The 17,049-nt window shown below is 73.9% G+C and carries 15 protein-coding genes; 11 read left to right on the forward strand and 4 right to left on the reverse strand.

All coding sequences use genetic code 11. From position 1 onward, the window contains the following. Window positions 1-71: 71 nt before the first annotated feature. From MNZ29_RS11905 to MNZ29_RS11945, 9 genes are all read left to right on the forward strand, one after another. Window positions 72-1,565, forward strand: coding sequence for a UDP-N-acetylmuramoyl-L-alanyl-D-glutamate--2,6-diaminopimelate ligase (locus MNZ29_RS11905; protein WP_242339149.1), 1,494 nt, complete (start codon window positions 72-74; stop codon window positions 1,563-1,565). 10 nt (window positions 1,566-1,575) lie between these two features. Further along, a complete protein-coding gene (murF, locus tag MNZ29_RS11910; RefSeq protein ID WP_242339151.1) occupies window positions 1,576-2,961 on the forward strand; it encodes a UDP-N-acetylmuramoyl-tripeptide--D-alanyl-D-alanine ligase in 1,386 nt (461 codons plus the stop codon). Further along, window positions 2,962-4,104, forward strand: coding sequence for a phospho-N-acetylmuramoyl-pentapeptide-transferase (mraY, locus tag MNZ29_RS11915; protein WP_242339153.1), 1,143 nt, complete (start codon window positions 2,962-2,964; stop codon window positions 4,102-4,104). Window positions 4,105-4,109: 5 nt separating this feature from the next. Further along, window positions 4,110-5,501 carry a UDP-N-acetylmuramoyl-L-alanine--D-glutamate ligase gene (murD, locus tag MNZ29_RS11920; protein WP_242339155.1) on the forward strand — a complete coding sequence of 464 codons (1,392 nt, stop codon included), beginning with the start codon at window positions 4,110-4,112 and terminating at the stop codon, window positions 5,499-5,501. Continuing rightward, complete coding sequence (ftsW, locus tag MNZ29_RS11925) at window positions 5,498-6,730, forward strand: putative lipid II flippase FtsW (RefSeq protein WP_242355360.1); 1,233 nt, start codon at window positions 5,498-5,500, stop codon at window positions 6,728-6,730. The genes murD and ftsW overlap by 4 nt, the downstream gene beginning before the upstream one ends. Then, window positions 6,727-7,875: an undecaprenyldiphospho-muramoylpentapeptide beta-N-acetylglucosaminyltransferase gene (murG, locus tag MNZ29_RS11930; RefSeq protein WP_242339160.1), complete on the forward strand. Its 1,149-nt coding sequence runs from the start codon at window positions 6,727-6,729 to the stop codon at window positions 7,873-7,875. Before ftsW ends, murG begins: the two co-directional genes overlap by 4 nt. Window positions 7,876-7,894: 19 nt before the next feature. Then, window positions 7,895-9,271, forward strand: a complete 1,377-nt coding sequence (gene murC, locus MNZ29_RS11935) for a UDP-N-acetylmuramate--L-alanine ligase (RefSeq protein WP_242339163.1) — start codon at window positions 7,895-7,897, stop codon at window positions 9,269-9,271. Window position 9,272: 1 nt separating this feature from the next. Continuing rightward, window positions 9,273-10,232, forward strand: coding sequence for a UDP-N-acetylmuramate dehydrogenase (gene murB / locus MNZ29_RS11940; RefSeq protein WP_242339166.1), 960 nt, complete (start codon window positions 9,273-9,275; stop codon window positions 10,230-10,232). Window positions 10,233-10,299: 67 nt separating this feature from the next. Then, window positions 10,300-11,226: a D-alanine--D-alanine ligase gene (locus MNZ29_RS11945; RefSeq protein WP_242339168.1), complete on the forward strand. Its 927-nt coding sequence runs from the start codon at window positions 10,300-10,302 to the stop codon at window positions 11,224-11,226. Here the strand turns inward: MNZ29_RS11945 and MNZ29_RS11950 are convergent. Beyond that, entirely contained in the window at window positions 11,216-12,094 is an 879-nt protein-coding gene (locus tag MNZ29_RS11950) for a hypothetical protein (protein WP_242339171.1), read from the reverse strand. The genes MNZ29_RS11945 and MNZ29_RS11950 overlap by 11 nt on opposite strands. A gap of 184 nt (window positions 12,095-12,278) precedes the next feature. Here MNZ29_RS11950 and MNZ29_RS11955 point away from each other — a divergent pair, with 184 nt between their 5' ends. Together MNZ29_RS11955 and MNZ29_RS11960 are read left to right on the forward strand one after the other, a co-directional pair. After that, complete coding sequence (locus MNZ29_RS11955) at window positions 12,279-12,632, forward strand: cupredoxin domain-containing protein (protein ID WP_242355362.1); 354 nt, start codon at window positions 12,279-12,281, stop codon at window positions 12,630-12,632. Window positions 12,633-12,692: 60 nt separating this feature from the next. Then, on the forward strand, window positions 12,693-13,190 hold the full coding sequence (locus tag MNZ29_RS11960; RefSeq protein ID WP_242339175.1) for a hypothetical protein: 498 nt from the start codon (window positions 12,693-12,695) through the stop codon (window positions 13,188-13,190). Window positions 13,191-13,207: 17 nt separating this feature from the next. Here MNZ29_RS11960 and MNZ29_RS11965 read toward each other — a convergent pair whose 3' ends face one another. The 3 genes from MNZ29_RS11965 to MNZ29_RS24470 form a co-directional block, all read right to left on the reverse strand. Beyond that, window positions 13,208-13,738, reverse strand: a complete 531-nt coding sequence (locus tag MNZ29_RS11965; RefSeq protein WP_242339178.1) for a gamma-glutamylcyclotransferase — start codon at window positions 13,736-13,738, stop codon at window positions 13,208-13,210. A gap of 225 nt (window positions 13,739-13,963) precedes the next feature. Then, on the reverse strand, window positions 13,964-14,212 hold the full coding sequence (locus MNZ29_RS11970) for a hypothetical protein (RefSeq protein ID WP_242339181.1): 249 nt from the start codon (window positions 14,210-14,212) through the stop codon (window positions 13,964-13,966). Window positions 14,213-14,363: 151 nt separating this feature from the next. After that, a complete protein-coding gene (locus MNZ29_RS24470) occupies window positions 14,364-16,811 on the reverse strand; it encodes a multicopper oxidase family protein (protein WP_277957272.1) in 2,448 nt (815 codons plus the stop codon). Window positions 16,812-17,049 lie beyond the last annotated feature (238 nt).

Here is a 17,049-nt window from a genome sequence, read left to right on the forward strand (position 1 = left end):
GCCGGCGCGTAACCGGGCGAGCGCACAGGGGAAGAGATTCCGGAGGGCGGCTTGCATTCCGGTGTGGTGAGATGAAGCTCTCGGCAGTCATCCAGGGAACGGGCGCGCGAGGCGAGGTGGCTGGCGATCCCGAGATCGCCCGCGTCACGGGGGACTCTCGCGAGGTCGTCCCGGGCGCGGTGTTCTTCGCCCTCCCCGGGGCGGTGCACGACGGCCACGACTTCGCCGCGCAGGCGGCGGAACGCGGGGCGGTGGCCGTCGTCGCCGAGCGGAAGATCGCGTGCGCTCCGGCCACGCTCCTCCTCGCCCCGTCGTCGCGCCGCGCGATGGCCATCGCCGCCGCGAACTTCCACGGCCGGCCCGCCGACGCGCTCCGCGTGGCGGGCGTCACCGGCACGAACGGCAAGACGACGATCACCTACCTCGTCGAGGCCTGCGCGCGCGCGGCGGACCTGCCCATCGGCCTGCTCGGCACCGTCACGCAGCGCTTCCCCGGCGTCGAGCGGACGGCGACGCACACGACCCCCGAGTCGACGGCCATCCAGGCGGTGCTCGCGGAGATGCGCGACGCCGGCGCGCGGGCGGTGGTGCTCGAGGTCTCCTCGCACGCGCTCGCGCAGGAGCGGGTCGCCGGCATGCGCTTCGCCGCCGCCGGCTTCACGAACCTCACCCGCGATCACCTCGACTACCACGGCGACATGGAGGCGTACTTCGCCGCCAAGCGCCGGCTCTTCACGGAGCACCTCGCACCCGACGGCGTGGCCGTGGTGAACGCGCGCGATCCGTACGGCGCCCGGCTCGCAGACCAGCTCGGCCCCGGGCGTCGCGTCTGGCGCTACGGCACCCGCGCCGAGGACGCCCTCCGCGCCGAGGGCGTCGCCCTGGGGCTCGCCGGCATCGCGGCGACCTTCGTGACGCCGAAGGGGGAGATCGCGATCCGCTCCCCGCTCGTCGGCGCGCACAACCTCGAGAACCTCCTCTGCGCGGCCGGGCTCGCGCTCGCCCTCGGCATCCCGCCGGAGGCGATCGCGCGCGGGCTCTCCGCCTCCCCCGGCGCCCCCGGACGGCTCGAGCGGATCGACGGCCGCGGCATCTCGGCGTTCGTGGACTACGCCCACACCGACGACGCGCTCGCGCGCGCCCTCGAGGCGCTCCGCGCCACCGGACCCCGCCGGCTCCTCTGCGTCTTCGGCTGCGGCGGCGACCGCGATCGCGGCAAGCGCCCGCTCATGGGCGAGGTCGCCGCCCGCGGGGCCGATCTCGTCGTCGTCACGAGCGACAACCCGCGCACCGAGGCGCCGGACGCGATCATCTCGGACGTGCTGCCCGGCCTCGAGCGGGCGGGCGCGCCGCGGCTCACGACCGCGGCGGCGCAGGGCGGCGGGCGCGGCTTCCTCGTCGAGCCGGAGCGCCGCGCGGCGATCGCGCTCGCCCTGTCCCTCGCGCGCGCGGGCGACGCCGTGCTCATCGCCGGCAAGGGGCACGAGGACTACCAGATCGTCGGCACGACGAAGCACCCCTTCTCCGACCGCGAGGAGGCCCAGAGGGCCCTCCGCACCGCATGATGGCGACGCAATGACCGTCCCCCACTTCTCCTCCGACGAGCTCGCCGCCGCGACCGGCGGGCGCTGGATCGGCGCCCCGCCCGCGGAGGTCGCCGGCGTCTCGACCGACACCCGCACGCTCGCGCCGGGCGCGCTGTTCGTCGCCCTCGTGGGCGAGCGCTTCGACGCGCACGCCTACCTCGCCGAGGCGGCCGCGAAGGGCGCCGTCGCCGCGGTCGTGGCCGACGGCCGCGCGCCGGCCGGGGCGCCGCTGCCGCTCCTCTCGGTCCCGGACACCCTCCCCGCGCTCGGCGCCATCGCGCGCCACCACCGCCGCCGGTTCCAGATCCCCGTCGTCGGCGTCACCGGCTCGAACGGCAAGACCACGACCCGCGAGATGATCGCGGCGATCCTGGCGACGCGCGGCCCCGCCCTGAAGACCGAGGGCAACCTCAACAACGAGGTGGGCGTCCCGCTGACGCTCCTCGGCCTCGGGCCGGAGCACCGCTCGGCAGTCGTCGAGATGGGGATGAGCCACCCCGGGGAGATCACGCGCCTCGCCGCCATCGCCGAGCCGTACGTGGGGGTCGTGACGCTCGCCGCGCCCGCCCACCTCGAGGGGCTCGGCACCCTGGACGCGGTCGCCGACGCGAAGGCCGAGCTGTACCGGGGGCTGCCGGAGACCGGCATCGTCATCGCCAACGCGGACGATCCCCGCATGCTGCGGCGCGCCCAGGCGAGCGGCCACCGGATGCTCACCTTCGCCGCGGCGGCGGGCCGGCGCGGCGACGTCGTCGTGCTCGAGATCGCCTCGCAGGGGGACGACGGGCTCCGCTTCGTGCTCGGCATCGGCAACCGCGAGGTGGAGGTGCACATCCCGGCGCTGGTGGGCGCGCACAACGCCGCGAACGCGGCGGCGGCCGCGGCGACCGGCGTCGCCCTCGGCTGCAGCGATCGCGAGATCGCGCAGGGGCTCGCGGCGGTCCGCCCGGTGGGGCGCCGCCTGCGCCTCGACCGGCTCGCCTCGGGCCTCCGGCTCGTCGACGACTGCTACAACGCGAACCCCTCCTCGATGTCCGCGGCGCTCCGCACGCTCGTCGATCTCGCGCGGCCCGACGCCCGGCCGGTGGCGGTGCTCGGCGACATGCTCGAGCTCGGCGCGTTCGAGGAGGAGGCCCACCGCGCCCTCGGCGCGGAGGCCGCCCGCGCGGGCGTCTCCCTCCTCGCCGCGTTCGGGCCGAGGGCCCGCGCCACCGCCGAGGCGGCGCGCGCCGCCGGCCTCGAGACCTTCCACACCGACGACATGGACGCGCTCGTCCGCTGGGCCCGGGCCGCGATCGCGCCGTCGAACGACGTCCTCCTCGTCAAGGGCAGCCGCGGCATGAAGCTCGAGCGGCTCGTCGAGGCCCTCCGCTAGATGCTCTACCACCTCCTCTACCCGCTCTCCGGGCAGTTCGGGCTCTTCAACGTCCTGCGCTACCCGTCGTTCCGCATCGTGGCGGCGGGCCTCGTCGCGCTCCTCATCGGGCTCCTCTTCGGGCCGCTGTTCATCGAGCGGATGCGCGTGCTCCAGTACGGGCACACGAACGTCCGCGAGGACACGCCGGAGCGGCACAAGAAGAAGGCCGGCACGCCGTCGATGGGCGGCGCGCTCATCCTCTTCGCCGTCACCGTGTCGACGCTGCTCTTCGCCGACCTCGCGAACCGGCTCGTCTGGGCGGCGCTCCTCGTGACGCTCGGCTACGGCGCCATCGGCTTCTGGGACGACTGGCTCAAGATCTCCAAGAAGAACTCGAAGGGGCTCGCCGGGAAGAAGAAGCTCCTCCTCCAGGTGCTCGTGGTGCTCGTCGTCTACTACGGGTTCCTCACCGACGGGCAGCTCCGCCGGGTGGACGGGTTCCCGTTCGTCACGGTGGGCAGCCTCGTCGACCTGCACCTCACGCTGCCGTTCGTGCCGACGCACCTCTTCGCGCCGTCGCTCGGCGCGCTCTACCTGCCGTTCATGATCTTCGTCGTGGTCGCCACGTCGAACGCGGTGAACCTCACCGACGGCCTCGACGGCCTGGCCATCGGCCCGACGATCGTCTCGTCGATGACGTTCCTCGCGCTCTCGTACGTCGCGGGCGCGACCATCGCGGGCTTCAGCCTCGCCGAGTACCTGCGCATCGCGTACATCCCGGGGGCCGAGGAGCTGGGCGTCTTCTGCTCGGCCATCTTCGGCGCCAGCATCGCCTTCCTCTGGTACAACACGTACCCTGCGTCGGTGTTCATGGGCGACGTCGGCTCGCTGGCGCTCGGCGGCGGCCTCGGCATGCTCGCCGTGCTCACCAAGAACGAGGTGGCGAGCGCGATCCTCCACGGCGTGTTCCTCGCCGAGACGGTCAGCGTCATCCTGCAGGTCTGGTCCTTCCGGACCACCGGCAAGCGCATCTTCCGCATGGCGCCCATCCACCACCACTACGAGCTCAAGGGCTGGGCGGAGCCGAAGATCATCGTGCGCTTCTGGATCATGTCGATCATGCTCGCCCTCGTGGCGCTCATGTCGCTCAAGCTGAGGTAGCGGCCTTGAGCACCCCCGATCTGAAGGGCAAGCGCGTCACCGTCGTCGGCCTCGCCAAGAGCGGCGTGGCGGCGGCGCGCCTCTGCGCGCGCGAGGGCGCGCGCGTCACCGTCACCGACCGGCGCGGCGAGGAGCACCTCTCCGCCCCGCTCGCCGCGCTCGCCGGCGCGAGCGTGCGCCGCGCGCTCGGCGGCCACGATCCCGCCGACTTCGAGCACGCCGACCTCGTCGTGGTCTCGCCCGGCGTCCCCATGGCGATCCCCGAGCTCCGCGCGGCCCGCGCGGCAGGCGTGCCCGTGTGGGGCGAGGCGGAGCTCGCCGCCCGCTTCCTCCCCGCGGTGCCGATCGTCGCGATCACCGGGACGAACGGGAAGAGCACGACGACCGCGCTCGCCGGCGCCCTCTTCGCGCGCCACCGGCGGACGTTCACCGGCGGGAACCTCGGCACCCCCCTCTGCGAGCACGTCCTCGAGGGCGGCGGCGCGGAGGTGGTCGTCCTCGAGCTCTCGTCCTTCCAGATCGAGGGGCTCCTCTCGCTCCGCCCGCGCGTGGCGGCCATCCTGAACGTCACCCCGGATCACCTCGACCGCTACCGCGACGTGGACGACTACGCCGCCGCGAAGGCGCGGCTCTTCGCGCTCCAGCAGGCGGACAACCACGCCGTCGCGAACGCCCGCGACCCGCGCGCGCTCGCCATGGCCGAGAGCTCGCGCGCCGCGCTGCACACCTTCGGCTTCGGCCCCCCCGCGCCCGACGGCGCGCGCGATCCGGGCGGCGAGCCGGGGGCGGGCGGCGCGACCGAGCTGTGGGTCCGGCGCGGCGGCGGCGCGCCCGAGCGGTTCCGCCTGGCCAACCGGGCGCTCCGCGGACGGCACAACCGCGAGAACGCGATGGCCGCCGTGCTCTCGGCGCGGCTCCTCGGCGTGCCGGGCGACGCGGTGCAGGCGGGGCTCGACGCGTTCCCCGGCCTGCCGCACCGGCTCGAGCTCGTCTCCGAGCGGGGCGGGGTGGAGTGGGTGAACGACTCGAAGGCGACCAACGTCGACTCCACCTACGTCGGCCTCTCCGCCTTCCCGGCCGGCGCGCCGCGCGTCGTGCTCGTCATGGGCGGCCGCGGCAAGGGAGCGCCGTACGCCCCCCTCCGTCCGCTCTTCCCCGGCCGCGTGAAGGCGCTCCTCACCGTCGGCGAGGACGCGCCCGCCGTCGAGCGCGAGCTCGGCGATCTCTGCCCCACCGAGCCCTGCGGCACGCTCGAGGCCGCGGTGCGTCGGGCGGCGGCCCTCGCCCGTCCGGGGGACGCGGTCCTCCTCTCTCCGGCCTGCGCGAGCTACGATCAGTTCCGCAGCTACGAGGAGCGTGGCGCCGCGTTCCGCCGCCACGTCGCGGAGCTCTCATGAGCCGAGCCGAGGACACGTCCGCGCCGCGCGCCGGGGCCCACATCGACGGGCTCCTCCTCGGCGCGCTGCTCGCGCTCACCGCGCTCGGCGCGGTGATGGTGTACTCGGCGAGCGCGATCCCGGCGTCACAGAGCGCGCGGCTCGGGCACGACGAGTTCTACTACCTGAAGCGGCAGCTCCTCGCGGCCGGGGTGGGCGTCGGGCTGCTCGTGGCCGCGCTCCGCCTCGGCGCCCGGAGGATCTCGGCGCTCGCCTACCCGCTCCTCGCCGTCACCTTCTTCACCCTCCTCCTCGTCCCGGTGCTCGGGAAGACCGCCGGCGGCGCGCAGCGCTGGATCCCGCTCGGCCCCCTGCAGTTCCAGCCCGCCGAGGCGGCGAAGGTGGCGCTCGTCCTCTACCTCGCGCGCTCGCTCGCGCGGAAGCAGGAGAAGGTCCGGATCTTCTCCATCGGGCTCCTCCCCCACCTCCTCGTGACGGGCGCGCTCGTCGCCCTCTGCCTGTGGCAGAGCGACATGGGGACGGGGGTCATCCTCTTCCTCGTCCTCTTCGCGATGCTCTTCGCGGCGGGCGCGCGCGTCTCCTACCTGCTCGGCGCGGGGCTGCTCGCCCTGCCCGTCGCCTGGCACCTCGTGAAGTCCACGCCCTACCGGTACGAGCGCGTCATGGCGTTCCTCGATCCGGAGCGCTACCGCTACGGGCCCGGGTTCCAGCTCTGGGAGTCGCTCCTCGGCACCGCGCACGGCGGCTGGCTCGGCCAGGGGCTCGGCCAGGGCAAGGGCAAGCTCTTCTACCTGCCGGCGGCGCACACGGACTTCATCGCGGCGGTGATCGCGGAGGAGACGGGGCTGCTCGGGATCCTGCTGCTCGTCTCGCTGTACGCGGTGGTGGTCTGGCGCGGCGTGCGCGCCGCGCTGCACGCGTCCGAGCCGTTCGGCTGCTACGCGGCGCTCGGCGTGACCTCGCTCGTCGGCGCGCAGGCGCTCGTGAACCTGGCGGTGGTGTTCGGCCTGTTGCCGACGAAGGGGCTCACCCTGCCCTTCGTCTCCTACGGCGGCTCCTCGCTCATGACGCTCCTCGGGGCGGCGGGCGTCCTGCTCACGGTGAGCGGCGAGCGCGGCGGGTTCTTGCGCCGCGCGCCCTCGGCGGTGATCGTGCGCCCGAGCGCCGAGCGGTCGCGGGCGGCCGGGGACGCACGGCTCGACACGGGTGTGGAAGGGACGACGTCATGAGGATGCTCATCGCCGGCGGCGGCACCGGGGGCCACGTCTTCCCCGGCATCGCCCTCGCGGAGGAGGTGGTCGGGCGCCACCCGGCGAACGACGTCGTCTTCGTCGGCACCGGGCGCGGGCTCGAGGCGAAGGTCGTCCCCGCGGCGGGGTTCCCGATCGAGCTCATCGACGTGAAGGGGCTGAAGGGCAAGGGGCTCCTCTCGCTCCTCGTGAACCTGCTCCTCATCCCGCGCGCGCTCCTCCAGTCCTACCGGATCCTGCGCAAGTGGCGGCCGGACGTGGTGATCGGGGTGGGCGGCTACGCGAGCGGGCCCGTGGTGCTCGTGGCCTCGCTGCTCAGGATCCCGACGGCGGTCCAGGAGCAGAACGCGATCGCCGGGTTCACCAACCGGGTGCTCGGGCGGTTCGTCGAGGCGGTCTTCACCGCCTTCCCGGAGGCCGCGCGGCACTTCCCCGGCCGCAAGGTGTACCAGCTCGGCAACCCCATCCGCCGCAAGCTCATGGAGAACTACATGCGGCCGGACGTCGAGCACGACCGGCTGCGGCTCCTCGTCTTCGGCGGATCGCAGGGCGCGCACGCGCTCAACATGCGCGTCGTCGAGGCGCTCCCGCACCTCGCCGACCTGCGCGACGGGCTCCGCGTCACCCACCAGACCGGCGCGCGCGACCGCGAGCAGGTCGAGAAGGGCTACCGCGCCTGCGGGTTCGAGCCGGACGTGCGAGAGTTCATCCACGACATGAGCGCGGCGTACGCCGGGGCCGACCTCGTCGTGTGCCGCGCCGGCGCGACCACGCTCGCCGAGCTCACCGTCTGCAAGAAGCCGTCGATCCTGGTCCCCTTCCCCGCCGCCGCCGACAACCACCAGGTGCTGAACGCGCGCAGCCTCGTGGACGCGGGCGCGGCGGTCATGATCGAGGAGCGCGACCTCACCGGCGAGCTGCTCGCCGCGGAGATCCGCTCCGTCCTCACCCACCCCGAGCGGCGCGAGCGGATGGTGCGCGCCGCGGGGCGGCTCGGCAGCCCGCAGGCGGCGAAGGAGATCGGCGACGTGTGCGCCGAGCTCGTGCGCCGCCGCTGGGGCTCCCCCGCCGGCCAGGAGCGCGCCCCCGGCCACGGCCCCGTCCGCCCACCCGACCTCGCCTGACCGCCCGGACCCCCACGCGATGAGCCTCTTCCGTTCCAGACCCGCCAAGATCCACTTCGTCGGCATCGGCGGCATCGGCATGAGCGGCATCGCCGAGGTGCTGCTGAACCTCGGCTACGCCGTCTCCGGCTCCGACCTGAAGGAGTCGGAGATCACCCGCCGCCTCGCCGGCCTCGGCGGCCGGATCGAGCGGGGCCACGCGGCGCAGCACGTCGAGCAGGTCGACGTGGTCGTCACCTCCTCGGCGGTCCGCCGGGACAACCCGGAGGTCGTCGAGGCGCGCCGCCGCAAGATCCCGATCATCCCCCGCGCGGAGATGCTCGCCGAGCTCATGCGGCTCAAGTACGGGGTGGCCATCGCCGGCTCGCACGGGAAGACCACGACCACCTCGCTCGCGGCGCACCTCCTCGCCCACGCGGGCCTCGACCCGACGGCGGTGGTGGGCGGCAAGGTGAACACCTTCGGCTCGAACGCGAAGCTCGGCCGGGGTGACTACATGGTCGTCGAGGCGGACGAGTCGGACGGCTCGTTCCTCCACATCCCGCCGACCATCGCGATCGTCACGAACATCGACCCGGAGCACCTCGATCACTGGAAGACCGAGGAGGCGCTGCGGCGGGGCTTCCTCGACTTCGTGAACCGCGTCCCGTTCTACGGCCGCGCGATCCTGTGCATCGACCACCCCACCGTGCAGTCGCTCCTGCCCGAGGTGGAGAGCCGCTACGTCACCTACGGCGAGGGCCACCAGGCCGACTACCGCGCCGAGGCGATCGAGGTCTCCGGCCACGCGGTCCGCTTCGACGCCTTCCGGCGCGAGGAGCCGCTGGGCCGCTTCGAGGTGAAGCTCGTCGGGCGCCACAACGCGCTCAACGCCCTCGCGGTCGTGGCGCTCGCCGACGAGATGGGCGTGCCGCCCGACGTCACCCGCGCGGCGCTCGCCTCGTTCGGCGGCGTGCAGCGCCGCTTCACGGTGCGCGGGGAGGCGGGCGGCGTGACGGTGGTCGACGACTACGGCCACCACCCGGCGGAGGTGAAGGCGACCCTGCTCGGCGCGCGCGAGGCCTTCCGCCGGCGGGTGGTGTGCCTGTTCCAGCCGCACCGCTACACGCGCACGCGCGACCTGCTCCCGGAGTTCGCGACCGCCTTCAACGACGCGGACGTGCTCGTCCTCACCGACATCTACGCCGCCGGCGAGGAGCCCATCCCCGGCGCGACCTCCGAGGCGCTCGCCGAGGCGATCCGCGCCTGCGGCCACCGCGACGTCTCGCTCGCGCCCCGCGCCGAGCTCGCCCGCGCGGCGCGCGCGCGGGTGCGGCCCGGCGACATCGTCCTCACCCTCGGCGCGGGCGACATCACCGCGGTCGGCCCCGAGCTGCTCGGGCTGCTCGAGGGCTAGCGTGCCGGGCGCGGTCTTCGGGGCGGGCGCCGCCGACTGGCGCGCGGAGCTCGCGCGGCGGGTGCGCGGGGAGCTCGTGCGCGACGCGCCCCTCGCGCCGCGCACGGCCGTGCGGGTCGGCGGTCCGGCCGACCTCCTCGTCCGCCCGGAGGATCCCGACGCGCTCGCGGCGCTGCTCCGCGCGGTCCGCGAGCTCGGGGTGCCGCTCACGATCCTGGGCGGCGGCGCGAACACCCTCGTCGCCGACGCGGGCGTGCGCGGCGTCGTCCTCCGGCTGCCGCAGGGGTTCGGGGAGGAGCGCCGGGAGGGCTCCCGGCTCGTGCTCGGCGCCGGCGCGCCCACCACCCGGCTGTGGATCCAGGCCCACGCAGCGGGCCTCGTCGGGGTGGAGTTCGTGGCGGGCATCCCCGGCACGCTCGGCGGCGCGGTGGCGATGAACGCCGGGACGACCCTCGGCGAGATGAAGGACGTCGTCACCGAGGTCGAGCTCGCGACCGCCGACGGCGCGGGGTTCGTCCCCGCCGCGGCGCTCGGCTTCGCCTACCGCACCTGCCTCCTCCCCGCGGGCGCCGTCGTCACGCGGCTCGCGGTGACCCTGCGGCCGGGCGACGTGGCCGAGAGCGCGCGCGTCATGCAGGAGGACCGCGATCGGCGCCGGCGGACGCAGCCGCTCGACCGTCCCACCTTCGGCTCGACGTTCACGAACCCCCCGGGCGACTTCGCCGGCCGGCTCATCGAGGCCGTCGGCCTCAAGGGGTACCGTGTCGGGAACGCCACGTGGTCGGACGTCCACGCGAACTTCATCTCGAACCTCGGCGGGGCCACCGCGCGCGACGTCCTCGCGCTCATGGCGCTCGCGCGGCGCAAGGTGAAGGAGCGGTTCGGCCTCGCGCTCGAGACCGAGGTCCGGCTCGTGGGCGAGTTCCTTGCAGAGGAGCTCGAGGCGCTGCGCGGGGAGTGAGCCGCGGAATGGTGAGCGAGGTCGCGGTAGGGTTCGAGGTCGCTGTCTGAGGATCGGGAGACGGACAATGGGCAAGTGGACGGGCAAGAAGGTCGCGGTGCTGTACGGCGGTCGCTCCTCGGAGCGCGAGGTCTCGCTCCGCACCGGCGCCGCCTGCGCCGACGCGCTCCGCACGAAGGGCCACGACGTCACGCTCGTGGACGTGGACACCGAGCTCGCCGCGCGGCTGCGCGAGCTCCGGATCGACGTCGCGTTCGTCGCGCTGCACGGCCGCTGGGGCGAGGACGGCTGCGTGCAGGGGCTCCTCGAGTGCATGGAGATCCCGTACACCGGCTCCGGCGTCACCGCGTCCGCGATGGGCATGGACAAGACGGTCTCGAAGGCGATCTTCAAGGCGCTCGGCCTCGACGTCATCGAGTACCGCGCGTTCCCGCCCGGGCGCGCCGCCGAGATCCGCGCCTCGGACCTCCCCTTCGGCGTGCCCTGCGTCGTGAAGCCCGCCGGCGAGGGCTCCTCGGTGGGCGTGCAGATCGTGAAGGACGCGGCCCGGCTCGCCGACGCGTGCCGCGAGGCGGCCCGCTACAAGGGCGACGTCATCGTCGAGCGCTACGTGAAGGGCACCGAGGTGAACGTGGCCGTGCTCGAGGGCAAGGCGCTCGGCGCGATCGAGATCGCCCCCGCGAACGAGTTCTACGACTACGCCGCCAAGTACACCGCCGGGACCACCAAGTACTACTACCCGGCCCGCATCCCCGAGGCGCACGTGGCGCGCGTGATGGCCGCCGCGGAGGTCGCGCACCGCGGGCTCGGCTGCAGCGGGGTGAGCCGCGTGGACTTCATCGTGGCGCCCGACGGCACGCCGTTCATCCTCGAGGTGAACACCCTCCCCGGCATGACGGCGACCTCTCTCGTGCCGAAGATCGCCGCCGGCCTGGGGCTCGCCTTCCCCGATCTGTGCGAGCGCATCCTCGACGGCGCCGCGCTCAAGGCGTAGGCCGCGCCGCCGGCCCCTCCGCCCGCAGCAGCGCCGGGACCTCGAAGCGCCACACGTAGCCGACCCGCAGCTCGAGCGGCGGGGCGTCCGCGGTGACCCCGGCGTTCAGCGCCGCCCTGAGCTCGCCGCCGCGCACCGGCACGATCGCTCCGAGCCCGAGCACGCTCGGGCGATCGGCGAACCGCCACCCGGCGTACCCGCGCCACTCGAGCTCGACCGCCGCGCCCGACGGGCCGCTCGCGCGCAGGGTCCCGCCGTAGGCGAACGCGTCGTCCTGCCGGTTCTGCGCGAACTGCCAGGAGACGAAGCCGACCCGCCCGAGCGCGCGCAGGCGCGCCGCGCCGAGCGCGCCGACGTCCTTGCCCGCGAGGAGGTCGATCGCGTAGCCCGGCGCGTTCGTGAACCGGCGCGAGGCGAGCCCCTTGCCCGTGGCCGACTTCACGCTGAGCCGGAGGCCGATCGCGGGCGCCGCGCGCTCCCGGAGGAGGAGGAAGCGTGCGCCGAACCGGGCGTCTCCCGGGGTGCCGTCCGCACGGTAGCGCGCTCCGAGCCGGTGCTGCGTCGCCGTGGAGGTGCGCCAGATCTCGATGGGCGTCCCGTCCACCTCCAGCGCGGCGGTCTCGCGGAACGGAAACAGCAGCCGGAGGTAGGGGGTGGCGGCGTGATCCCGGAGCGCGAGGCCGGAGACCTGTGCCGCGGCGGACAGCTCCACCTCCACGCGCGTCCCGATCACGGGGTCGACGTTGGGCAGGACCGGGAGCGCGTTGTAGCCCATCATGCCGGGGACGAGCGGCCAGTCGGGCGAGCCGGGCCACGCCGCGGTCGCAGCGGCGGCGAGGGACGCGAGCAGCAGGGACGCGCTCAGCACGTTGGCTGACGCTAGGTGCGGGCGCTGCCCGCGCGCGACTCCCCGGTCGCGCCGGACGCGCCGCGTCGGCCCATCGACCGCGGGCGCAGCCCGCGCGCCCTTCCCCCGATGGTGTCGCGCGCGACGCGCATGCATGCGAGACTGCGCCGCCGCGCCCGGGACGCGGGCGCGCGACGCAAGGAGAATGCCCGATGCGCACCCCCACACCCTCGCCCTCGTCGCCCTGCTCGGCGCCCTCGCCGGCCTCGCCGCCTGCGATCGCCGCCCCGGACCCGGTGAGCCGGTGAGGATCACGGTGACGAAGCGCGGCTTCGAGCCCTGGAAGGTGCAGGCGAGGAAGGACGTCCCCCTCACCCTCGTGGTCACGCGCACCACCGACGAGACCTGCGCGAAGGAGCTCGTGCTCCCCGAGCTCGGCATCCACCAGCCGCTGCCGCTGAACGAGCCGGTCACCGTCTCCTTCACGCCGGCGCGCGCCGGCGAGCTCAGGTACGCCTGCGCGATGAACATGTTCCAGGGCGTCATCGAGGTGCGGTGACGCCGGCGTGCGCCGCGCCGCGCTCCGGGTATACCTCTCTGCCGCTCTCCGAAGGTCCCCTTGCGCACGCTCCTCTACGTCCTCTCCATCATCGCGGTGAACGCGGCCTTCGTCGTGTTCCCGCCCGTCCGGCCGCCCTGGGGCGGCGTGTTCTCGTTCGCGACGCTGCTCGTGGGCGCGACGTTCATCCTGCGCGACTACGCCCAGCAGGAGATCGGCGGCAAGGTGTGGCTCGCCTCGCTCGCGGGCGCGCTCATCACCGCCGCGTTCAACCCGCGGCTCGCGCTCGTGTCCGGCGGCGCCTTCTTCGCGGCCGAGCTCCTCGACCAGCTCGTGTTCACGAAGGTGCGCGGCTCGTTCCGCGCGCGCGTGCTCTGGTCGCAGCTCGCCGGCGTGGCGCTCGACACTGGCGCGTTCCTCGTGGGGATCGCCTTCGCCCTCGGCATCCCCTGGAGCTGGGCGAGCTACCTGACCATGAGCGCCGGGAAGCTCGCGGCGCTGTCGTACCTCGCCGTCGCCCGCCGGCGCCCGGCGCCGCCGCGGGGCGCGCTCGCCTGACCGGGAGCGCGCTCGGCTCAGCGCTTCGGCGCGAGCGCCTCGAGGCGCCGGATCCACTCGTCCGAGAGGCCGCGCGCGCGGGCGCCGCGAAGCAGCACCTCCAGGTAGGCGGGTGACGGCGGCGCGTCACTCGCCAGGCGGCGCGAGTTGGTGGCGCGGTAGGCGATGGCGGGGACGTGCGGGCCGCCGTCGACCGGCGAGAGCTCCACCTCGAACGCCTCGTACAGCCCTGAGACCGCCCCCTCCCTGTGATCGGCGAGGCCGCGCGACGCGCCGGGCATGGGCAGCGCGATCCCCTCGACGACGTCGCCCGGAGAGCGGGCGAGGTTCGCCACCGCGCCTCCCCACGCGCGGGAGAGCACGTCGAACGCGAGGCGGTAGCCGACGAGCCGCACGCGCCGGGCGCCCTCGAACGACGGCGCCGCGTAGCCGTGCTCCTGGGCCCACGCGGCGAACGCCTCGCCGTCGAGCGACGAGCCGTACACGAACCAGACGAAGTCCGGCCCCGCGGTCGCCTCGTGCGCCTTGCCGAAGAGGGGGAGCTTCATGCAGTCGGCGATCTACCGCGGAACGTCGCGGGGCGCTCGTGCCCGGGAGAGGCGCGCGCCGCGCGGCGGCTTCCACGTGCGCCGGCACCCCACCTCGCCATCCATCGTGACGCCTCCGTTCTCCGGAGGGCGACGATCGCCCAGACGGCCCTTCACGGCGAGTACCCGTGCGGAGCGTGAAAGCCCATCGGCCGAACCGCGGACCCTCGGGCGGCGGCGACTGCGCTACGGCGCCCGGCCGCTCTCGCCCCGCTCGAGCCGCTCCCTGAGATCGCGCACGCCCTGGCGGTCGTCGGACCAGAGGAGCCCGAGGTGGATCGTGCGGGGCGGCACCCCGTCGTCGTCCGCGACGTCGTAGAGCGCCTTGAGCCGCCAGCGCTCCTGCTCGCAGGCCTTCTTGATCTCGAACCGCACCTCGTGGCCGGTGCGCCGCAGCGCCTCGAGCGCGGCGGCGGCTTCGTCGGGGAGGAACACGGGGGGATGAGAGCACGGAGTGACCGGCGGGCCAAGGGCGCGGGGCAGCCTCCGCTTCCCGCGGCGCGCCCTCCCGAGCGCTCGCTCGCAGCTCGCGACGGCGCCCCGGCCGCGAGCTCGCGACCGGGGCGCCGGGGTGCCGCCGAGATGATCAGTAGCTCGTGACTTCCGTCCCCCGGGTGAACTCCCGCGTCACGCCGGAAGCCGGCGTGACGAAGTCCGGCCGCATCATCTCGTTGTCCTCGTGGTCGATGATGTGGCAGTGCCAGACGTAGTTGTACGTATCGTCGCCCGATGGGTCGAACGCGAACCTCGCCGCCGCGGTGGTGGCCGTGTCGGTGGGCCCCCACCGCACGAGGATGCGCGTCACCATCCCGGGCGGCGCCTGGACGGTGTCCTTCCAGCCGCGCTCGTAGGTGACCGCGGGCAGCACCGGCCCCTGCAGGTAGGGCGTGACGTCGGGGTTTCCGCCCACGACCGGGACGCCCGTCCGGACCGGGTAATCGCGGCGCAGGGCGGTCGCGATCTTCTCCGAGGTGTCCTGCGGCGTGTCCTTCGTCCCGTACGCGAGCGGCGGGCCGTAGCCCGGACAGTAGGTCGTGCCCATGGGGTCGACGGGCGTGCAGCCCTTCGGGAAGGCCAGGGCGTACGCGGCCGCGTACTTCGCGGCGTCGAACCTCTGCCGGCTGAGGATCTGGAACTGCACGAGGTGGAGGTGGATCGGGTGCGCGTCGGCGGTCGTGTTCACGATCTCCCAGACCTCGACGTCGCCCTCCACCGGGACCTCGGAGTAGGCGAGGTCGTCACCGTCCCGAGGCGTGAAGTCCGTCCTCGGCTCGCCCATCGCCGCGACGCCGGTCCACTTCGTGTTGTTGACGAGGATCTCGAGCGGGCCACCCGGATACGCGGTGAGCGCGCCGTTGATGGGGTTCACCGCGGTCATCGGCATGCCCATCACCTCGTTGAGCGTGAGCTGCCGGACGAGATCGGGGGCGACGCTCGGCGTCACCGCGCCGGGCTGGACGAGCCGCTGCATGGGCTGCTTGCGGACGATCGCGCCGGGCGCGGCCGGATCGTAGGGGGTTCCCTGCTCCGCCGGGCCGATCTGGAGCTGGAGGATCTGGCCGGTAGTGGAGCCGTGGGGGGGGGGGGTGGGGGGGGGGGGGGGGGGGGGGGGGGGGGGGCCCGGGGGTGGGGGGGCCCGCGCCGTGTTCCGCAGCAGCAGGGTCTGGCCGGCGTAGTTCGTGAAGTCGACGATGATCTCGTACCGCTCGCCCGGCATGATCACGAGCTTCTGCGGGATCGTCTTCGTCCCGCTGGGATCGATCTTCGCGGGCGCGTCGAGGTAGCCGCCGTCGGTCCCGATCACCCACAGCGCCGGGCCGTTCACCTTCGTCTTCGGGTTCGTGAGGAAGAGCTCGTAGGTGCGCGCGTTCGAGCCGTTCACGAAGAGGAAGCGGTGCCGCTTCGCCGGGATCGTGAGGCGCGGCCACACCTTCCCGTTCACCGCGATCGCGTCGCCGAGGAACTCCGGGTTCCAGTACGGGTGCTCGGGGTTGAGCGCCCAGCCCGGGCTCGGCGCGGTGAAGCCGCCGTTCAGGCCTGCGGTGAACCAGAGCTCACCGTTCGTGTAGAACCTCCGGTCCTGGATGATGATGGGGATCGTCTCCTCGACGGCCGGCAGGAAGTCCGCGAGCTTCGCCGGATCGTCCTTCAGCGGGTACGCGCCGGCGAGCCCCGCGTAGACGTTGAGACGCGTCGCGCCGAGCGTGTGATCGTGGAACCAGAGCGGCGCGGCCTCCTGGACGTTGGGGTACGTGTAGACGGCCTTGCCCGGCGCGGCGTCCTCGGGCCCTTCGTAACCCTTGGTGTAGTACTTCGGGCCGAACCGCGAGTCCTCGCCCAGGTCCGGGGTGAACCACGAGTCCGGGGAGCCGTCGACCTCGGCCGGCACCTCGCCGCCGTGGAGGTGCGCCACCGCCGGGATCGGTCCGTCGTAGTCGAAGGCGCACGGATCCCCGGGGGGCGGGTACATGACGAAGGCGCCGTTCGCGTCCGTCCACTCGTTCATCGCGGCCTTCATCATGCAGCCGAGGCTGAGGGGATCCGCCCAGTGCAGCGTCTGGTCTGTGCTCGTCCGGTACGCGTCGAGCTTCGTGGTGGCGACCGTGCCGAGCTCGTTCACGTACGTGATCTCGGTCGGGATGCCGCGCTGCGCGACGACGACGGGACCGAGGTACGTGTCGAGAGTCTCGCCCGACGTCGGACAGCCTCCGGCCCGGTACGCCCACGTCGTCGTGGGGCCGTAGAGCTTCCCCGGCAGCATCTGCGCCTTCACCTCGCACATGTGCAGCGAGAGCTTCCCGGGCGTCCTCGTAGCGGAGTCGTACCCGTAGTGCGTGTCGATGGTCCAGGGCGGCGTGTCCGCGGCCTGCCCGCCCTGGAGGTTGATCCGCGGTAGCTCCTCCATCCACTTCGGGATGGCGCTACCGGCCAGCACCGTCGGCGGCACTTGACCCGCTCCAGCGCTCGCCCACCCCGCCGCCAGCAACGCCGCCACACCGCGCAGCCACCTGCCCGTCCGCCTCGTCGTCTTCATGTTTCCCCCCCTGCCGACTCCCACGACGCTAGGTGCTCGTGTGGCACGACGTATGCCGCCCGAGGACGCTACGAGGAGACCCCTAGCCCAGGAGTCGAGGTACCGGCCGGGCGATGCACCAGGGCTTTCGCGGGCGTTTGGAGAATCGGTCGATCGAGGTCCGCTCGAAGAGGGGCACCGCCGAGCGGTAGAGCGACCCACGAGAGCACGAGCGCCGGCAGGGGCGAAAGAAGGGGAC

The organism is Anaeromyxobacter sp. SG64, assembly GCF_022690745.1.
Classification (GTDB): Bacteria; Myxococcota; Myxococcia; order Myxococcales; family Anaeromyxobacteraceae; genus Anaeromyxobacter; species Anaeromyxobacter soli.

What these genes read in the sequence shown, in the direction of transcription:
- murG (WP_242339160.1), top strand. Translation starts at nt 6,727, where the DNA reads ATGAGGATGCTCATCGCCGGCGGCGGCACCGGGGGCCACGTCTTCCCC.
- ftsW (WP_242355360.1), top strand. Translation starts at nt 5,498, where the DNA reads ATGAGCCGAGCCGAGGACACGTCCGCGCCGCGCGCCGGGGCCCACATC.
- MNZ29_RS11905 (WP_242339149.1), top strand. Translation starts at nt 72, where the DNA reads ATGAAGCTCTCGGCAGTCATCCAGGGAACGGGCGCGCGAGGCGAGGTG.
- MNZ29_RS11955 (WP_242355362.1), top strand. Translation starts at nt 12,279, where the DNA reads ATGCCCGATGCGCACCCCCACACCCTCGCCCTCGTCGCCCTGCTCGGC.
- mraY (WP_242339153.1), top strand. Translation starts at nt 2,962, where the DNA reads ATGCTCTACCACCTCCTCTACCCGCTCTCCGGGCAGTTCGGGCTCTTC.
- murC (WP_242339163.1), top strand. Translation starts at nt 7,895, where the DNA reads ATGAGCCTCTTCCGTTCCAGACCCGCCAAGATCCACTTCGTCGGCATC.
- MNZ29_RS11945 (WP_242339168.1), top strand. Translation starts at nt 10,300, where the DNA reads ATGGGCAAGTGGACGGGCAAGAAGGTCGCGGTGCTGTACGGCGGTCGC.
- MNZ29_RS11965 (WP_242339178.1), bottom strand. Translation starts at nt 13,738, where the DNA reads ATGAAGCTCCCCCTCTTCGGCAAGGCGCACGAGGCGACCGCGGGGCCG.
- MNZ29_RS24470 (WP_277957272.1), bottom strand. Translation starts at nt 16,811, where the DNA reads ATGAAGACGACGAGGCGGACGGGCAGGTGGCTGCGCGGTGTGGCGGCG.
- murF (WP_242339151.1), top strand. Translation starts at nt 1,576, where the DNA reads ATGACCGTCCCCCACTTCTCCTCCGACGAGCTCGCCGCCGCGACCGGC.